12 protein-coding genes are annotated in these 13,014 nt (G+C 74.1%); 4 read left to right on the top strand and 8 right to left on the bottom strand.

Translation table 11 applies throughout. The features are described 5' to 3' along the window. Positions 1 to 45: 45 nt before the first annotated feature. From AB0H37_RS10575 to AB0H37_RS10555, 5 genes are all read right to left on the bottom strand, one after another. Entirely contained in the window at positions 46 to 360 is a 315-nt protein-coding gene (locus tag AB0H37_RS10575) for a hypothetical protein (protein WP_329085835.1), read from the bottom strand. A 103-nt stretch (positions 361 to 463) separates the two neighbouring features. Continuing rightward, on the bottom strand, positions 464 to 1,174 hold the full coding sequence (locus tag AB0H37_RS10570) for a haloacid dehalogenase-like hydrolase (protein WP_360612215.1): 711 nt from the start codon (positions 1,172 to 1,174) through the stop codon (positions 464 to 466). A gap of 151 nt (positions 1,175 to 1,325) precedes the next feature. Beyond that, complete coding sequence (gene pruA / locus AB0H37_RS10565; protein WP_360612214.1) at positions 1,326 to 2,954, bottom strand: L-glutamate gamma-semialdehyde dehydrogenase; 1,629 nt, start codon at positions 2,952 to 2,954, stop codon at positions 1,326 to 1,328. A gap of 66 nt (positions 2,955 to 3,020) precedes the next feature. Beyond that, complete coding sequence (locus AB0H37_RS10560) at positions 3,021 to 3,530, bottom strand: hypothetical protein (RefSeq protein ID WP_329098556.1); 510 nt, start codon at positions 3,528 to 3,530, stop codon at positions 3,021 to 3,023. Between the two features lie 25 nt (positions 3,531 to 3,555). Further along, the gene (locus tag AB0H37_RS10555; RefSeq protein WP_329085827.1) at positions 3,556 to 4,191 is read right to left on the bottom strand and encodes an HAD family phosphatase; all 636 of its coding nucleotides are present in this window, start codon (positions 4,189 to 4,191) and stop codon (positions 3,556 to 3,558) included. A gap of 60 nt (positions 4,192 to 4,251) precedes the next feature. On the opposite strand from AB0H37_RS10555, the gene AB0H37_RS10550 reads away from it, so the two are divergent. Beyond that, on the top strand, positions 4,252 to 5,448 hold the full coding sequence (locus tag AB0H37_RS10550; protein ID WP_179837437.1) for an acyl-CoA dehydrogenase family protein: 1,197 nt from the start codon (positions 4,252 to 4,254) through the stop codon (positions 5,446 to 5,448). A 234-nt stretch (positions 5,449 to 5,682) separates the two neighbouring features. Here the strand turns inward: AB0H37_RS10550 and AB0H37_RS10545 are convergent, their stop codons facing one another. Beyond that, positions 5,683 to 6,579, bottom strand: coding sequence for an N-acetylmuramic acid 6-phosphate etherase (locus AB0H37_RS10545; protein ID WP_179837438.1), 897 nt, complete (start codon positions 6,577 to 6,579; stop codon positions 5,683 to 5,685). Then, positions 6,576 to 7,556, bottom strand: a complete 981-nt coding sequence (locus tag AB0H37_RS10540; RefSeq protein WP_329085823.1) for a MurR/RpiR family transcriptional regulator — start codon at positions 7,554 to 7,556, stop codon at positions 6,576 to 6,578. The genes AB0H37_RS10545 and AB0H37_RS10540 overlap by 4 nt, the downstream gene beginning before the upstream one ends. A gap of 61 nt (positions 7,557 to 7,617) precedes the next feature. On the opposite strand from AB0H37_RS10540, the gene AB0H37_RS10535 reads away from it, so the two are divergent. The 3 genes from AB0H37_RS10535 to AB0H37_RS10525 all read left to right on the top strand — a co-directional run bounded on the left by AB0H37_RS10535 (position 7,618) and on the right by AB0H37_RS10525 (position 11,334). Then, entirely contained in the window at positions 7,618 to 8,817 is a 1,200-nt protein-coding gene (locus AB0H37_RS10535) for a BadF/BadG/BcrA/BcrD ATPase family protein (RefSeq protein ID WP_329085821.1), read from the top strand. A gap of 307 nt (positions 8,818 to 9,124) precedes the next feature. Continuing rightward, positions 9,125 to 10,768, top strand: a complete 1,644-nt coding sequence (locus tag AB0H37_RS10530) for a glycoside hydrolase family 3 N-terminal domain-containing protein (RefSeq protein ID WP_360612213.1) — start codon at positions 9,125 to 9,127, stop codon at positions 10,766 to 10,768. A gap of 71 nt (positions 10,769 to 10,839) precedes the next feature. After that, the gene (locus AB0H37_RS10525; RefSeq protein ID WP_360612212.1) at positions 10,840 to 11,334 is read left to right on the top strand and encodes a hypothetical protein; all 495 of its coding nucleotides are present in this window, start codon (positions 10,840 to 10,842) and stop codon (positions 11,332 to 11,334) included. A gap of 7 nt (positions 11,335 to 11,341) precedes the next feature. On the opposite strand, the gene ptsP is transcribed toward AB0H37_RS10525, so the two are convergent. Beyond that, on the bottom strand, positions 11,342 to 13,012 hold the full coding sequence (gene ptsP / locus AB0H37_RS10520; RefSeq protein WP_360612289.1) for a phosphoenolpyruvate--protein phosphotransferase: 1,671 nt from the start codon (positions 13,010 to 13,012) through the stop codon (positions 11,342 to 11,344). Positions 13,013 to 13,014 lie beyond the last annotated feature (2 nt).

The raw sequence follows: 13,014 nt of genomic DNA, 5'->3' as shown, positions 1-13,014 counted from the left end.
GCGTTGTGTCGGCCGCCGCACCGAGGACGCGCCCTGCCGGAAGGATCAGCCCCGCTGGGGCCGGCAGTCCTGGCCGTTGGCCCAGAGCGAACCCTCGGCCCAGCCGGTCCGGCAGTGGTAGGTGTTGTCGTTGCGGCGGTCGATGACGGTGAAGTCCGAGAGCGGCCCCCATCGGCCGGGGTTGCAGTTCCGGCCGAAGACCTGGGGATATCGCGACTCCACCTGCTCGCACACGAACATCTCTCCGGCGCGTTCCGCGGAGGCTCGGACGGGATCGGCCGGGGGTGTGGTGAGGAGGAACGCCGCGGCGCCGAGGGCCGCGGCGAGGATGGCGGAGAGGGCGACGGCACGACACGGCACGGTAATCACTCCTTGACGTCAAGTGATTACTCAAAGTTATCGACAGTGTGCGGGCGGCGCCGCCTTTCCAAGGTGACAACCTTGTCTCAGATGCGGGCTCGGCTCACATGCGGGTCAGGTCGGCGACCGCGCTCACCACGGCGTGCGTGTCCGCGAGCGTCGCCAGGACCCTGTCCGCGCCGGCCGAGCGGAGCTCGGCCTCGGTGGCGCTCCCCGTGGCGACGGCGATGATCGGCGAGCCGGCGATGTGCGCGGCCTGGACGTCGCGGGGCGAGTCGGCGACGTAGACGGTCGCGGACTCGGGGTAGCGGGCGCCGTGGCGCTCGCCGGCTCGGGCGCGGGCGACTTCCAGGAGGGCGGCCTTGCTGTAGACGCCGTTCTCGTAGCCGCCGGCCTCCAGGTCCAGGCGGGCGGCGAGACCGAGCTCGGTCACCTTCAGCACCGCGTTCGGCTGGAGCGATCCCGTCAGCACCGACTGGACGACGCCGGGCACGTGGGCGAGCGCCTCGACGGCCTCCCCGGCGCCGGCCAGGACGCGGCCGTGCGCGCGCAGGTCGGCGCGGCGGTTCGCGAACGCCTCGGCCAGCGCGTCGAAGAAGGCGGGGAGGTGGTCGTCGGTGGTGACGACGTCGTTGAACGCGAGGGTCTCGAAGATGATCTCGGATTCGGTGCGGCCGGGGGTGGGCGGCAGGCGCACGAGCGGACGCCCGATGGTCCGCTGGAACGCCTCGGCATAGGCGTCCCGAGTGATCCGTCCGACGTCGACCAGGGTGTGGTCGATGTTCCACAGCACGAGACGGTTCAGCGTCGACATCCCGTTCCCATGACGGCTCCAGGGGGTGTGCTCGGGCGCCGTCCACCGGACGGCGAGGCGAGCCTATCGTCAAGCCTCCCACCCCTTCGACCGATGGTGAAGGGTGCCCGGGGATCTGGCGGTCGGCCCCCGGAACGACCCGGCGGGGGCCTCAGCCCATGTGCGGGTAGCGGTGGTCGGTCGGCGGGACGAAGGTCTCCTTGATGGAGCGGGCGCTCGTCCAGCGGGTGAGGTTGAAGATCGAACCGGCCTTGTCGTTGGTGCCGGACGCGCGGGCGCCGCCGAACGGCTGCTGGCCGACGATCGAGCCGGTCGGCTTGTCGTTGATGTAGAAGTTCCCGGCGGCGAAGCGGAGCCGCTCGGTGGCCTCGGCGATGGCGGCGCGGTCGTCGGCGACGACCGCGCCGGTCAGGCCGTAGTCCGAGACGCCCTCCATCTGGGTGAGGACGCCGGCGTAGTCGGCGTCCTCGTAGACGTGGACGCCGAGGATCGGGCCGAAGTACTCGGTGGTGAAGATCTCGTCGGTCGGGTCGGACGACTCCAGGACCGTGGGGCGGACGAAGTAGCCGCGCGAGTCGTCCAGCTCGCCGCCGGCGAGGATGCGCACGCCGTCGGTCCCGCGGGCGCGGTCGATGGCTCGGCGGTGCTTGGCGAAGGCCCGTTCGTCGATCACGGCGCCCATGAAGGCCGACAGGTCCTCGGCGACGTCGCCCACGGTGAGGGCGTCCACTTCGGCGCAGAACTCGTCGCGCATGGCGGTCCAGAGAGAGCGCGGGATGTAGGCGCGGGACGCGGCGGAGCACTTCTGGCCCTGGTACTCGAAGGCCCCGCGGACGAGCGCCGTCTTCAGGACGGCCGGGTCGGCGGACGGGTGGGCGACGACGAAGTCCTTGCCGCCGGTCTCGCCGACGATGCGCGGGTAGCCCCGGTAGCCGGAGATGTTCTCGCCGATCGTCCGCCAGAGGTTCTGGAACGTGGCGGCCGAGCCGGTGAAGTGCAGGCCGGCGAGCTCGGGGTGGCGCAGGGCCACCGCGGAGACGGCGCGGCCGTTGCCGGTGACCATGTTGATCACGCCGGGCGGGAGGCCGGCGGCCTCCAGCAGGCGCATCGTGTGGTGGGCGGCGAGCTGCTGCGTCGGGGACGGCTTCCACACCACGACGTTGCCCATCAGGGCGGGCGAGGTCGGCAGGTTCCCGGCGATCGCGGTGAAGTTGAACGGGGTGATGGCGAGGACGAAGCCCTCCAGCGGCCGGTACTCCAGCCTGTTCCACACCCCCGGCGGCGACAGCGGCTGCTGCTCGTGGATCTGCTGCGCGTACCGGGCGTTGAACCGCCAGAAGTCGATCAGCTCGCAGGCGGCGTCGATCTCGGCCTGCTGCACCGACTTGGACTGGCCGAGGATCGTGGCGGCGTTCACCGTGGACCGCCACGGCCCGGCGAGCAGCTCGGCGGCGCGCAGGAAGATCGCGGCGCGGTCGTCGAAGGACATGGACCGCCAGGCGGGCGCCGCCTCCCGCGCCGAGGCGATGGCCTCGGTCACGTCCGCCTCGGTCGCCTCGCCCATCCGGCCGAGCACGTGCCCGTGGTCGTGCGGCTCCACGACGTCGACGGGCGTGCCCGCGCCCATGCGCCGCTCGCCCCCGATCGCCATGGTCAGCTCGGTCTGCGCGCCGCCCAGCTCCTTGATCCTGGCTTCCAGCGCGGCCCGCTCGGCGCTTCCCGGCGCGTACGTCCTGGCCGGTTCGTTCACTGGAACCGGCACGGCGGTGACGGCGTCCATCTGACGTCTCCCTGCGATCCGACGGCATTGTCGACGTGCCGAGGGACCTACCCCGCGCCCGGGCCGCTAGTCGAGGAGGTGGACGAGTTCCTGGGTGGCGTACCAGAGGAGCTCGTGGCCCTCGGCGCCGTCCACGGTGAAGCGGGCGTCCTCGTCTCCGGCGTCGGCGGCGGCGAGGGCCTGCGCGGCGGCGGCGACGTCGGGGACGGCGTCGGAGTCGTCGACGTGGCCGGAGGCGATCCGCTTCCACGGGACGGGGGCCGCGATCTGGACGAGGGCGCGGTCGCCGTTGCCGAGGGCGATGTCGCCGCGCGCCCAGGAGACCTGGTCGTCGGGGACCTCGGCGGCCAGCACGACCCGGCGGCGCGGGACGGACGGGTCGGCGGCGAGCAGGCGCAGCGAGGCGCGGGCGGCGGCGGACATCGCCGCGTACTCCAGCTCCTCCTGGTCGCCGCCCGCGTACCACTCGCGCAGCGCGGGCGTGACGGCGTGGGCGGCGAGCGGCGCGGGAGCGATCTCGCGCGCGGCGTGGACGCCGGCGAGCAGCGTGAGCGTGGACGGCAGGTAGACGCGCATGACGGTCAGCAAGTCTGCCAGACGGTCAGGGCAGCAGGTCCATCCCGCGCAGTTCGGCGATCGTGGCGTCGGGGGCGGTGTGCAGGATGCCGCGGATTCCGAGGGCCTGCGCGGCGCGGACGTTGTGCTCGATGTCGTCGATGAAGACGCACTCGGCGGCGGCCAGGCCGAGCAGGTCCAGGGCGTGCCGGAAGATCCGCTCGTCGGGCTTGCGCATCCCGACCTCGCAGGAGATGACGATCGCGTCGAAGAGCTCGGCGAACAGGTCGTGGGGGTACTCGTTGCCCCAGGAGTTCGACAGCAGGGCGGTGCGGGCGCCCCCGGCGCGGACCGCGCGCAGCGCCTCGTACATCGGCTCGACCGGCGCGAACGCGCCGAACATCCGGGCGATGAGCCCGGCGGCCTCCACGGGGGCGCCGTCGACGGTGAGCAGCTCGGCCGCGAGGAGCCGCTCGAACTCGGAGGTGGGCAGGGTGCCGTCCTCCAGGCCGTGGATGGGGTTCGTCCCGGCCCCGTCGTAGGCCTGCTTCACCCAGGCGCGCATGACGGTCTTGTAGCGCTCGACGTCGATGCGGTCGGCGGTGAGCCAGACCTCGATGGCCTCGGCGAGGGGGGAGGTGAGGACGCCGCCCCAGTCGGTGATCACAGCTTTGACGCTCACGGGGCGATGGTAGGCGATCCCCGGCGATTCGACCGAATCCCGTTCTGCCAGAATGCGGCCATGGACTTCGAACTCAGCCCGAAGGCACGCGACCACCGGGACCGGCTCCAGGAGTTCATGGAGGCGCGCGTCTACCCGGCCGAGCCCGTCTACGCCGCCTGGCGGGCGGAGAACGACCCGCACGCGCTGCCGCCGGTCGTCGGGGAACTGAAGGCCGAGGCGCGCGAGCGGGGGCTGTGGAACCTGTTCCTGCCGGACGTGTCCGGGCTGTCCAACCTGGAGTACGCGACGCTCGCCGAGCTGACCGGAAGGTCGCCCGACCTCGCCCCGGAGGCGGTCAACTGCGCGGCGCCCGACACGGGGAACATGGAAGTCCTGCACATGTTCGGCACGGACGAGCAGAAGGAGCGCTGGCTCAGGCCCCTGCTGGACGGCGAGATCCGCAGCGCGTTCGCGATGACCGAGCCCGAGGTCGCCTCCTCCGACGCCACCAACATCACCACCTCGATCGTCCGGGACGGCGACGAGTACGTGGTCAACGGCCGCAAGTGGTTCATCACCGGCGCCGCCGACGAGCGCTGCAAGATCTTCATCGTGATGGGCAAGACCGATCCCGGCGCGCCGCCGCACCGGCAGCAGTCGCAGGTGCTCGTGCCGCGCGACACCCCGGGCGTGACGGTCGTCCGGCACCTGCCCGTGTTCGGCTACCAGGACCAGCACGGCCACTCGGAGATCCTCTTCGAGGACGTCCGGGTGCCGGCGTCGAACCTGGTCGCGGCCGAGGGCGACGGGTTCATGATCGCGCAGGCGCGGCTCGGGCCCGGCCGCATCCACCACTGCATGCGGGCGCTCGGCATGGCGGAGCGGGCGCTGGAGCTGATGTGCCGGCGCGCCCTGTCCCGCGAGGCCTTCGGCGGGCCGCTGGCCCGGCAGGGGGTCGTCCGGGAGCAGATCGCCGAGTCGCGGATGGCGATCGAGCAGGCACGGCTGCTGACCCTCAAGACCGCCTGGCTGATCGACCGGCACGGCGCGAAGGGCGCGCGGACGGAGATCGCCGCGATCAAGGTGGTCGTGCCGCGCATCGCCCACGAGGTGCTCGACCGCGCGATCCAGGTGCACGGCGCCGCCGGCGTCTCCGACGACACCCCGCTCGCGGCGATGTACTCGTGGGTCCGCGCGATGCGCATCTTCGACGGCCCCGACGAGGTCCACGTCCGCACCGTGGCCCGCCAGGAACTCCGCCGCCACGAGAACTGATTTATTGCATTTCTCTCCTCCTTCGGGCCTAGCGGCCCTCCATCGTCGATAAACGCGGGCGATCGCCGGCATCGCTCCGGCTCGCCTGGCGGCTCGCTGCGCGATCAGATTCTTGCTTCGCTCGAATCTGCCTCCGGACGCGATCGCGGCCACTCAGGTTGTTGCGGGTTGCTGTGGTGGCTGGTGTTGTCGGGATCGCGGGCTGAGGTGAGGGGCAACGGTTCCCTTGCAGTGCTAGGCGGATCTGAGGCGTTGCAGCGCCTCGCGGACGCCGCCGTCCGTTTCCTCCAGCACCATCGTCGCGCGTGCCGCGGGGACCTCGCCGAGGAGCGAGACCAGGGCGACGCGGGTGTTGCCACCCGCCTCGGACAGCGCGTTCTCGCAGGTGCGGGCATCCATCCCGGTCGCCTCGGTGAGGATGCGCACCAGCCGGGCGCGCAGCTTGGAGTTCAGCGCGTTCACGCTGACCATCAGGTTGGAGTAGGTGCGCCCCATCCTGATCATCAGGGTGGTGGAGAAGGAGTTGAGCACCAGCTTGGTCGCGGTGCCCGCCTTCATCCGGGTGGAACCGCTGATCACCTCGGGCCCGGTGGCGAGCCCGATGTGCACCTCCACCTCGTCCCCGTACGGCGTGTGCGGGTTGCAGCTGATCAGGGCCGTGCGCGCCCCGACCGCGGCGGCGGCGCGCAGCGCCCCCACCACGTACGGGGTGCGGCCGCTCGCCGCGATGCCGACCGCGACGTCGCCCGGCCGGACGTCGAGGGCGTCCCGGCGGCCGAGCTCGACGTCGTCCTCCACGCCGGAGATGGCCTGCGACAGCGCGCCGGGCCCGCCGGCGTTGTGGGCCACGACCCGGCCCCAGATGCCGAACGTGGGGGGAAGCTCGGCCGCGTCGAGCACCGCGAGCCGGCCGGACGTGCCGGCGCCGAAGTAGTGCACGCGGCCGCCCGCGCGCAGGGACTCCACCGCGAGGTCGACCAGCCGGGCGACCTCGGGCAGTACGGAGCCGACGACCGTCGGCACGGTCGCGTCCTCAGAGTTGATCAGGCGTAGCACCTCCATGGTCGGCAGCGTGTCGACGTCGAGGGTCCGGGGGTTCCGCCCCTCCGTGGGGAGCTCGCAATCGATCACCGACGCCTCCGGTCGGGTCGCACGGTCCGTCCGCGGACCGCCTCGTACGTGGCTTCGAGGGCCTTGCGGGTAGACCCGTAGGTGCGCTGCGCAACTCCGACGAAGAGGCAGTCCACCACTGTGAGCTGCGCCAGCCGGCTGGCGGTGGCGCCCGAGCGGAACGTCGTCTCCCGGGCGGCGGTCGTCAGGATCAGGTCCGCGACCTCCGCTATGGGGGACTTCGGGAAGTTGGTGAGCCCGACGGTCCTGGCGCCCCTGGTCTTGGCGACCTCCAGCGCGTCGATGGTCTCCACGGTCGCCCCGGTGTGCGAGATGCCGATCGCCACGTCGCCGGGGCTCAGGACCGCGGCGCTGGTCAACATGATGTGGGCGTCCGCCCAGGCGGAGCAGACCCGGCCGATGCGGTGCAGCTTCTGCTGGAAGTCGGCCGCGACGAACGCGCTCGCGCCGACGCCGTAGACGTCGACCCGATCGGCGGCCACGACCGCGTCCACGACCTGCTCCAGCATCTTGATGTCGAGCTGGGACGCGGTCTCCTCGACGGCGCGCGCGTCGGCGAAGGTGACCTTCTCCACGATCTGCTCAAGCGAGTCGTCGGGACTGATGTCGCTGCCGATGACCCGGCCGCCGCTGGCGCTCTGGGCCCGGCCCGCCTCGGTGGCGAGGGTCAGCCGCAGCTCTGGATAACCATGGAACCCGATCGCCCGGCAGAACCTGATGACCGTGGTCTCGGAGGTGCCGCAGTTCTGGGCGAGTTCGGTGATGGTCGAGTTGGCGACCCCTTCGGGGTCGTCGATGACGCGTTGAGCGACTCTTCGCTCGGCGGGGGGCAGCGAGGGCAGCAGCGAACGGACCCGCACCACCGTGCTCAGCGGCGTGGCGTCCCTGTCCCTGCCCGCCGCGTCGTCCCTTGGCGCAGCGGGCTCCCCCGTGTTCCCCCGCTCGGGGCCCCGGTCGGGGCCGATGGGTTTCCTCATGGAGGAAATTTTCTTACGCGCTGGATGTCACGTCAACGTTAGGAAAGGCTACGGTCGCCATGTGTTGACCCATTTGGCCGGTCCTTACGTGGTCGGTATCGACGCGGGTGGCACGAAGACCCGCTGCGTCGTGCTGACGCTCGGGGGAGCCCTGGCCGGTTCCGGCACCGGCCCAGGGGCCAACCCCAACTCAGGAGGCGACACCGCTGGGGCGCTGACCACCGCCCTGCGGGAGGCACTCGGGGACCTCGACCGTACCCACATCCTCACCGGCGTGTTCGGCATCGCCGGCGCCGGCTCGGCCGGCCGGCCCGCCGCGGTCGCGGCGGCCCGGCAGGCCTGGCAGGCCGTCGGGCTGCGCGGCTCGCCCGCGGTGGTGACCGACATCGCGGTGGCGTTCGCCGCGGGGACCAGCGAGCCCAAGGGCATCGTGGTGTTCTCCGGCACGGGCGCCGGCGCGGCGGTCATCAACGACGGCGCGATCGTGCAGCGCGCGGACGGCTACGGCTGGCTCGTCGGGGACGAGGGTTCGGCGGTATGGCTCGGGAAGGAGGCCGTCCGGGCCGCGCTCGCCGCCTACGACGGCCGCGGCTCCCCGACGCTGCTCACCGATTCGGTCCCCCGGGCGCTGCTCGGCCCCACGGTGGTCGCGCAGATCGACTCGGAACGGCGAAGACCCCGCCATCCAAGGGCGCTGGCCATGGCCGGCGCCCCTTCGCCGTCACCGGGCTCTCCTGCGCTACCGCAGCCCGCCGCGCTGTCCGCCGGCGGGGGCTCCCCCGGCGGGCGCGCCACCGGAACCGCCGTCCTCGCGCACGGATCCGCCTACCCGCCGTCCGCCCGCTGCCCCGCGCCCGGCAACGGGCCGCCGGGCCATCCCGAGTCTCCCGGCACCCCGCCCAATCCCCGCCTCGCCCAGGCGATCATCAAGGAGGTGTACGGCCGCCCGCCCGCGGCCCTGGGCCGCCTCGGCCCGGTGGTCGCCGCCGCCGCGGCCGCCGGTGATCCCGTGGCCAGGCGCATCACCGACGAGGCCGCGCAGTGGCTGCTGGCCGACGTCGACGCGGTGCGCCCGGCCTTGTCCGACCCCTGCGCACCGGTCGTCATGCACGGCTCGGTGCTCCGTGAAGGCCCCGTCGCCGAGGCCGTCCGCTCCGGGCTGCGCGCCCGCTTCGCCGAAGCGCCGCGCAGCGCCGGCGACGGGGCCGTCGGCGCGGCCGGGATGGCGCTGCGCCGTCTCGGCCACCCCTTGCCGGGCTGAGCACCGCCCGCCGTACGGCGAAGGGCCCGCCCGGCCCCGGCCCGGCCGATCCGGCCCGGCCGCCGGTCCATCGCGATGGACCCCACATGATCCGCCACCGTTCGCGGTCCGGGGTCCATCGTGATCACCGTGTGACCCCCGGGACCGCAGAGCCGCCTGAGCCGCCCCGCTCGTCCGGGTCGTCCAGGCCGTCCGGGTCGTCCCGGTCGTTCGGGCCGCCGGAGTCGACAGCGGCGCGGGGAGCGGCTACGGTCGCGGGCGTCCGATGCGACCGAGTAACCGAGACCACGTCGGGGGGCCTGGTCAGGTGCGTGCTTCACGTTCACTCGCGCTCGCGGCGGCGGTGTCCGCGCTGGTCGCGGGGGCCGCGGGCTGCGGCGGCGGCGAGAGCGGCAAGGGCGGGCGGACGCCGTCCGCCGGGTCCGCCGCGCCCGGTGCGCCGCGCACGCCCGCGCCGGACGCCTGGATTCCCGGCCGGGTCGCGAAGATGAGCGTGGCCGAGAAGGTGGGGCAGCTGTTCGTCCCGACGTTCTCCAGCCGCGCCGACGCGCTCACGAAGATCAGGAAGTACCGCGTGGGCGGGCTGATCTACTTCCCCGGCAACATCGGCACCCCGGCGCGGACGGCCGCGCAGTCGAACGCGCTGCAGAAGGCCTCGAAGATCCCGCTGCTGCTCGGCGTGGACGAGGAGCAGGGCATCGTGTCGCGGACGCCGTTCGTCACCACGTTCCCCGGCAACATGGCGCTCGGCGCGACCCGCAGCCAGGCCGACGCCCGCGCCGCCGCCCGGGTCACCGGCGCCGAACTGCGCGCGGTCGGCATCAACCTCGACTACGCGCCCGACGCCGACGTGAACGTGAACCCGCGCAACCCGGTGATCGGGCTGCGTTCCTTCGGGTCCGACCCGGCCCTGGCGTCCACGCTGGTGCGGGGCGCGATCGGCGGCTTCCAGGAGGCCGGGGTCGCCGCGGCGGCCAAGCACTTCCCCGGCCACGGCGACACCGCGACCGACAGCCACACCGGCCTGCCGGTGATCCAGCACTCGCCGCGGACGTGGGAGCGGCTGGACGCGCCCCCGTTCGAGGCGGCGATCGCGGGGGGCGTCGACCTCATCATGACCGCGCACATCGTCGTCCCGAAGCTCGACAGGTCGGGCGATCCGTCCACGCTGTCCAAGACGGTCCTGACCGGGCTGCTGCGCGGCAAGCTGGGCTATCAGGGCGTCGTCACCACCGACTCGCTGGAGATGGCCGGCGTCCGCGAGAAGTACGGCGACGCCGGCGTCCCGGTCCGGGCGATCAACGCGGGCGCCGACCAGCTGCTGATGCCACCGGATCTGCCGCGCGCCTACGACGCCGTGGTGAAGGCCGTCCGGACCGGGAAGATCACACAGCGGCGGCTGGACGAGTCGGTGACGCGGATCCTCAAGCTCAAGCAGCGCCGGGGCCTGTTCCAGGGGACCTCCGCCGATCCCGCCAAGGCCGCGGCGGCGGTCGGCACGCCCGCGAACAAGGCCGTCGCCCGGGGCGTCGCCGAGCATTCGGTCACCCTCGTCCGCAACGACGGCGGCCTGCTGCCGCTCAAGGGCAGGAAGGTCGCCGTGTCCGGTCCGGACAGCGGCCGGCTCCAGGCGGCCCTGCGCCGCCAGGGCGTCGCGGTCACGGCGCCCGGCTCGGCCGACGTCATGGTCCTGACCACGGTGAACGCGGGGGCGGCGACCGCGTCCCGGATCCGGGCGCTCGGCTCGAAGCCGGTGGTCGTCGCCGCGCTCGGCCGCCCCTACGACCTCGACTCGGCCGGCGGCGCGAAGGCCGCGCTCGCGACCTACTCCTCCAGCCGGGTCTCGGTGGAGGCGCTGGCCAGGGTGCTGAGCGGAGCGGTGAAGCCCATGGGCAGGCTGCCGGTGCCGGCGGGCGGGAAGCCCGCCGGGCACGGCATGGCCTACCGGTAGGGACCGCCGATGGACGCGAGGGCCGGTCTGCTGGGAAGATCGGGCCGCCTTCGTGCCCCCAGGAGGTCCCCGTGCGCGTCCGCCCGTCCCTCGCCGCCCTGACGCTGCTCCCGCTGCTGGCGGCCTGCGGCGGCGCGAACGAGGTCACGATGCCGCCGCTCACCCCCGAGCCCGGCGACTCCCGGCCCGCCGAGACCTCCGCCGACGCGGCGCCGCGGGAGACGCTCCCGGCGCGGCTCGCGCTCTACAAGTACCTGCGCGGGATGGCGGCGGGCAACGCCAGGGCGTGCGCGTACCTGGCGCCCGCCTACGAGCGGCGCGTGTTCGGCGGACCCGGCCGCTGCCCCTCGGGGCTCGGCCGGGCCCGCGCGAGGCTGCGTCCGCAGGACCTCGCGGCCCTGCGCGGCGTGACCGTCCCGACCTGCGAGGAGGGGCCGGGCGCCGGGGACTACACCGTCCGGTTCGAGCACCTGCGGTGGAAGGGCGCGCCCGCCCGTCCCGGCGGCCTGCTCGCCGCGAACTTCGTCCTGCGAGGGAACGGGAACCGCTGGCAGGTCGCGGGCTGACCGCGGGTCACAGCCCGAGGTCCGCCAGCCCGGGCAGGTGAGCGCGAGCCGCCTCCCTGGCCTGCCCGGCGGTGCGGGCGGCGCGGGCCGCCGCGGCCGCCGCGCGGCACTCCTCCAGCGTGTGCCGCACGAGCGCGGCCCGCACCAGCGGAAGGGACGGCGCGCTCATCGACAGCGACGTCACGCCGAGGCCCACCAGCACGCACGCCAGCGCCGGGTCGCCGGCCGCCTCCCCGCACACCCCGCACGGGACGCCCGCGCCGGCCGCGGGGGCGACCAGGTCGAGGACGGCGGGCTGCCAGGGGTCCTGGAGATGCGCGAGGCCGCCGACCTGCCGGTCCGCCGCGCACGCGTACTGGGTGAGGTCGTTGGTGCCGATGCTGAAGAACTCCACCTCGGGCGCCAGGTCGCGGGCGCGCAGCGCGGCGGCCGGCACCTCGATCATGACGCCGGGATGCTCGACGCCGGCCTCGCGGCACGCGGCCGCGAAGTAGGCGGCCTCCTCGGCGTCGGTCACCATCGGCGCCATGACCTGCAGCTTGACGCTCAGCCCCGCGGCGGCGCGGGTCAGCGCGGCGAGCTGGGAGGCCAGCACGTCCGGGTGCCGGCGCATCATCCGCAGGCCCCGCTCGCCGAGCGCCGGGTTCGGCTCCTCGCCGGGGGCGGGCAGGAACGCCAGCGGCTTGTCGGCGCCGGCGTCGAGCGTCCGGACGACCACGCGGCCCTCCGGGAACGCCTCCAGCACCTTCCGGTACGCGTCCTCCTGCTCCTCGTCGGACGGCGGCGCCGCGCGGTCGAGGAACAGGAACTCCGTCCGGTACAGGCCGACGCCCTCGGCGCCGTTCGCCAGCGCGGCCTCCACGTCCTTGGGGCCGCCGACGTTCGCCAGCAGCGGGACGCGGTGCCCGTCCCTGGTCGCGCCCGGCCCGGTGGACTCCTCCAGCGCCGACGCGCGGGCGGCGGCAGCGGCCCGCGCGGCGGTGACCTCCGCCTCGGACGGGTCCGGGACCACCGTCCCCGCCGCGCCGTCGACCAGGACGCGGGTCCCCTCGGCGAGCGAGGTGGCGCCGGGGAGCGCGACCACGGCGGGGACGCCCATCGTCCGGGCCAGGATCGCGGTGTGGCTGGTGGGGCCGCCCTCCTCCGTCACGAACGCCACGACCTGCGCCGGGTCGAGGACGGCCGTGTCCGCCGGGGCGAGGTCGCGGGCGACGAGCACGAACGGCTCGTCGGACTCCGGGACGCCCGGCACCGGCAGGCCGAGCAGCCGCGCGATCGCGCGGTCGCGGATGTCGTCGAGGTCGGTGACCCGCGCGGCCATGTACTCGCCGGCCCCGGCCAGCATCTCCCGGTAGACGCCGAACGCCTCGAACACGGCGCGGGCGGCCGAGGTCCCCTCGCCGACCCTGGCGCGGACGCCGTCGGCGAGGCCGGGGTCGCGGGCCATCAGCGCCTGCGCGTTCAGCACGTCGCGCCCGTCGGTGTTGCCGGCCGCGGCGGCGCGCTCGCCGCGCTCCTCCAGGTCGGCGGCGACGGCCTCCAGCGCCGCCAGGGCCGAGTCGCGCTCGGCGCCGGCGTCGCCGCCGTGCCGCGACCCGGCGGGCGGCTCCGGGACGGCCCCGGCGATGGTGCGCACCGGCCCGGCCCCGACGCCGGGGCTGACGCCCGCGCCCTGCATCA

The sequence above is a fragment of the Actinomadura sp. NPDC023710 genome, assembly GCF_040639875.1.
GTDB classification, from domain to species: domain Bacteria; phylum Actinomycetota; class Actinomycetes; order Streptosporangiales; family Streptosporangiaceae; genus Spirillospora; species Spirillospora citrea.
This window is presented reverse-complemented; position numbering and strand designations above follow the sequence as displayed.

Bases quoted from the DNA above. Each gene is read 5' to 3' on its own strand.
- AB0H37_RS10570 (WP_360612215.1), bottom strand. From the start codon at position 1,174: ATGTCGACGCTGAACCGTCTCGTGCTGTGGAACATCGACCACACCCTG.
- pruA (WP_360612214.1), bottom strand. From the start codon at position 2,954: ATGGACGCCGTCACCGCCGTGCCGGTTCCAGTGAACGAACCGGCCAGG.
- AB0H37_RS10560 (WP_329098556.1), bottom strand. From the start codon at position 3,530: ATGCGCGTCTACCTGCCGTCCACGCTCACGCTGCTCGCCGGCGTCCAC.
- AB0H37_RS10550 (WP_179837437.1), top strand. From the start codon at position 4,252: ATGGACTTCGAACTCAGCCCGAAGGCACGCGACCACCGGGACCGGCTC.
- AB0H37_RS10540 (WP_329085823.1), bottom strand. From the start codon at position 7,556: ATGAGGAAACCCATCGGCCCCGACCGGGGCCCCGAGCGGGGGAACACG.
- ptsP (WP_360612289.1), bottom strand. From the start codon at position 13,012: ATGCAGGGCGCGGGCGTCAGCCCCGGCGTCGGGGCCGGGCCGGTGCGC.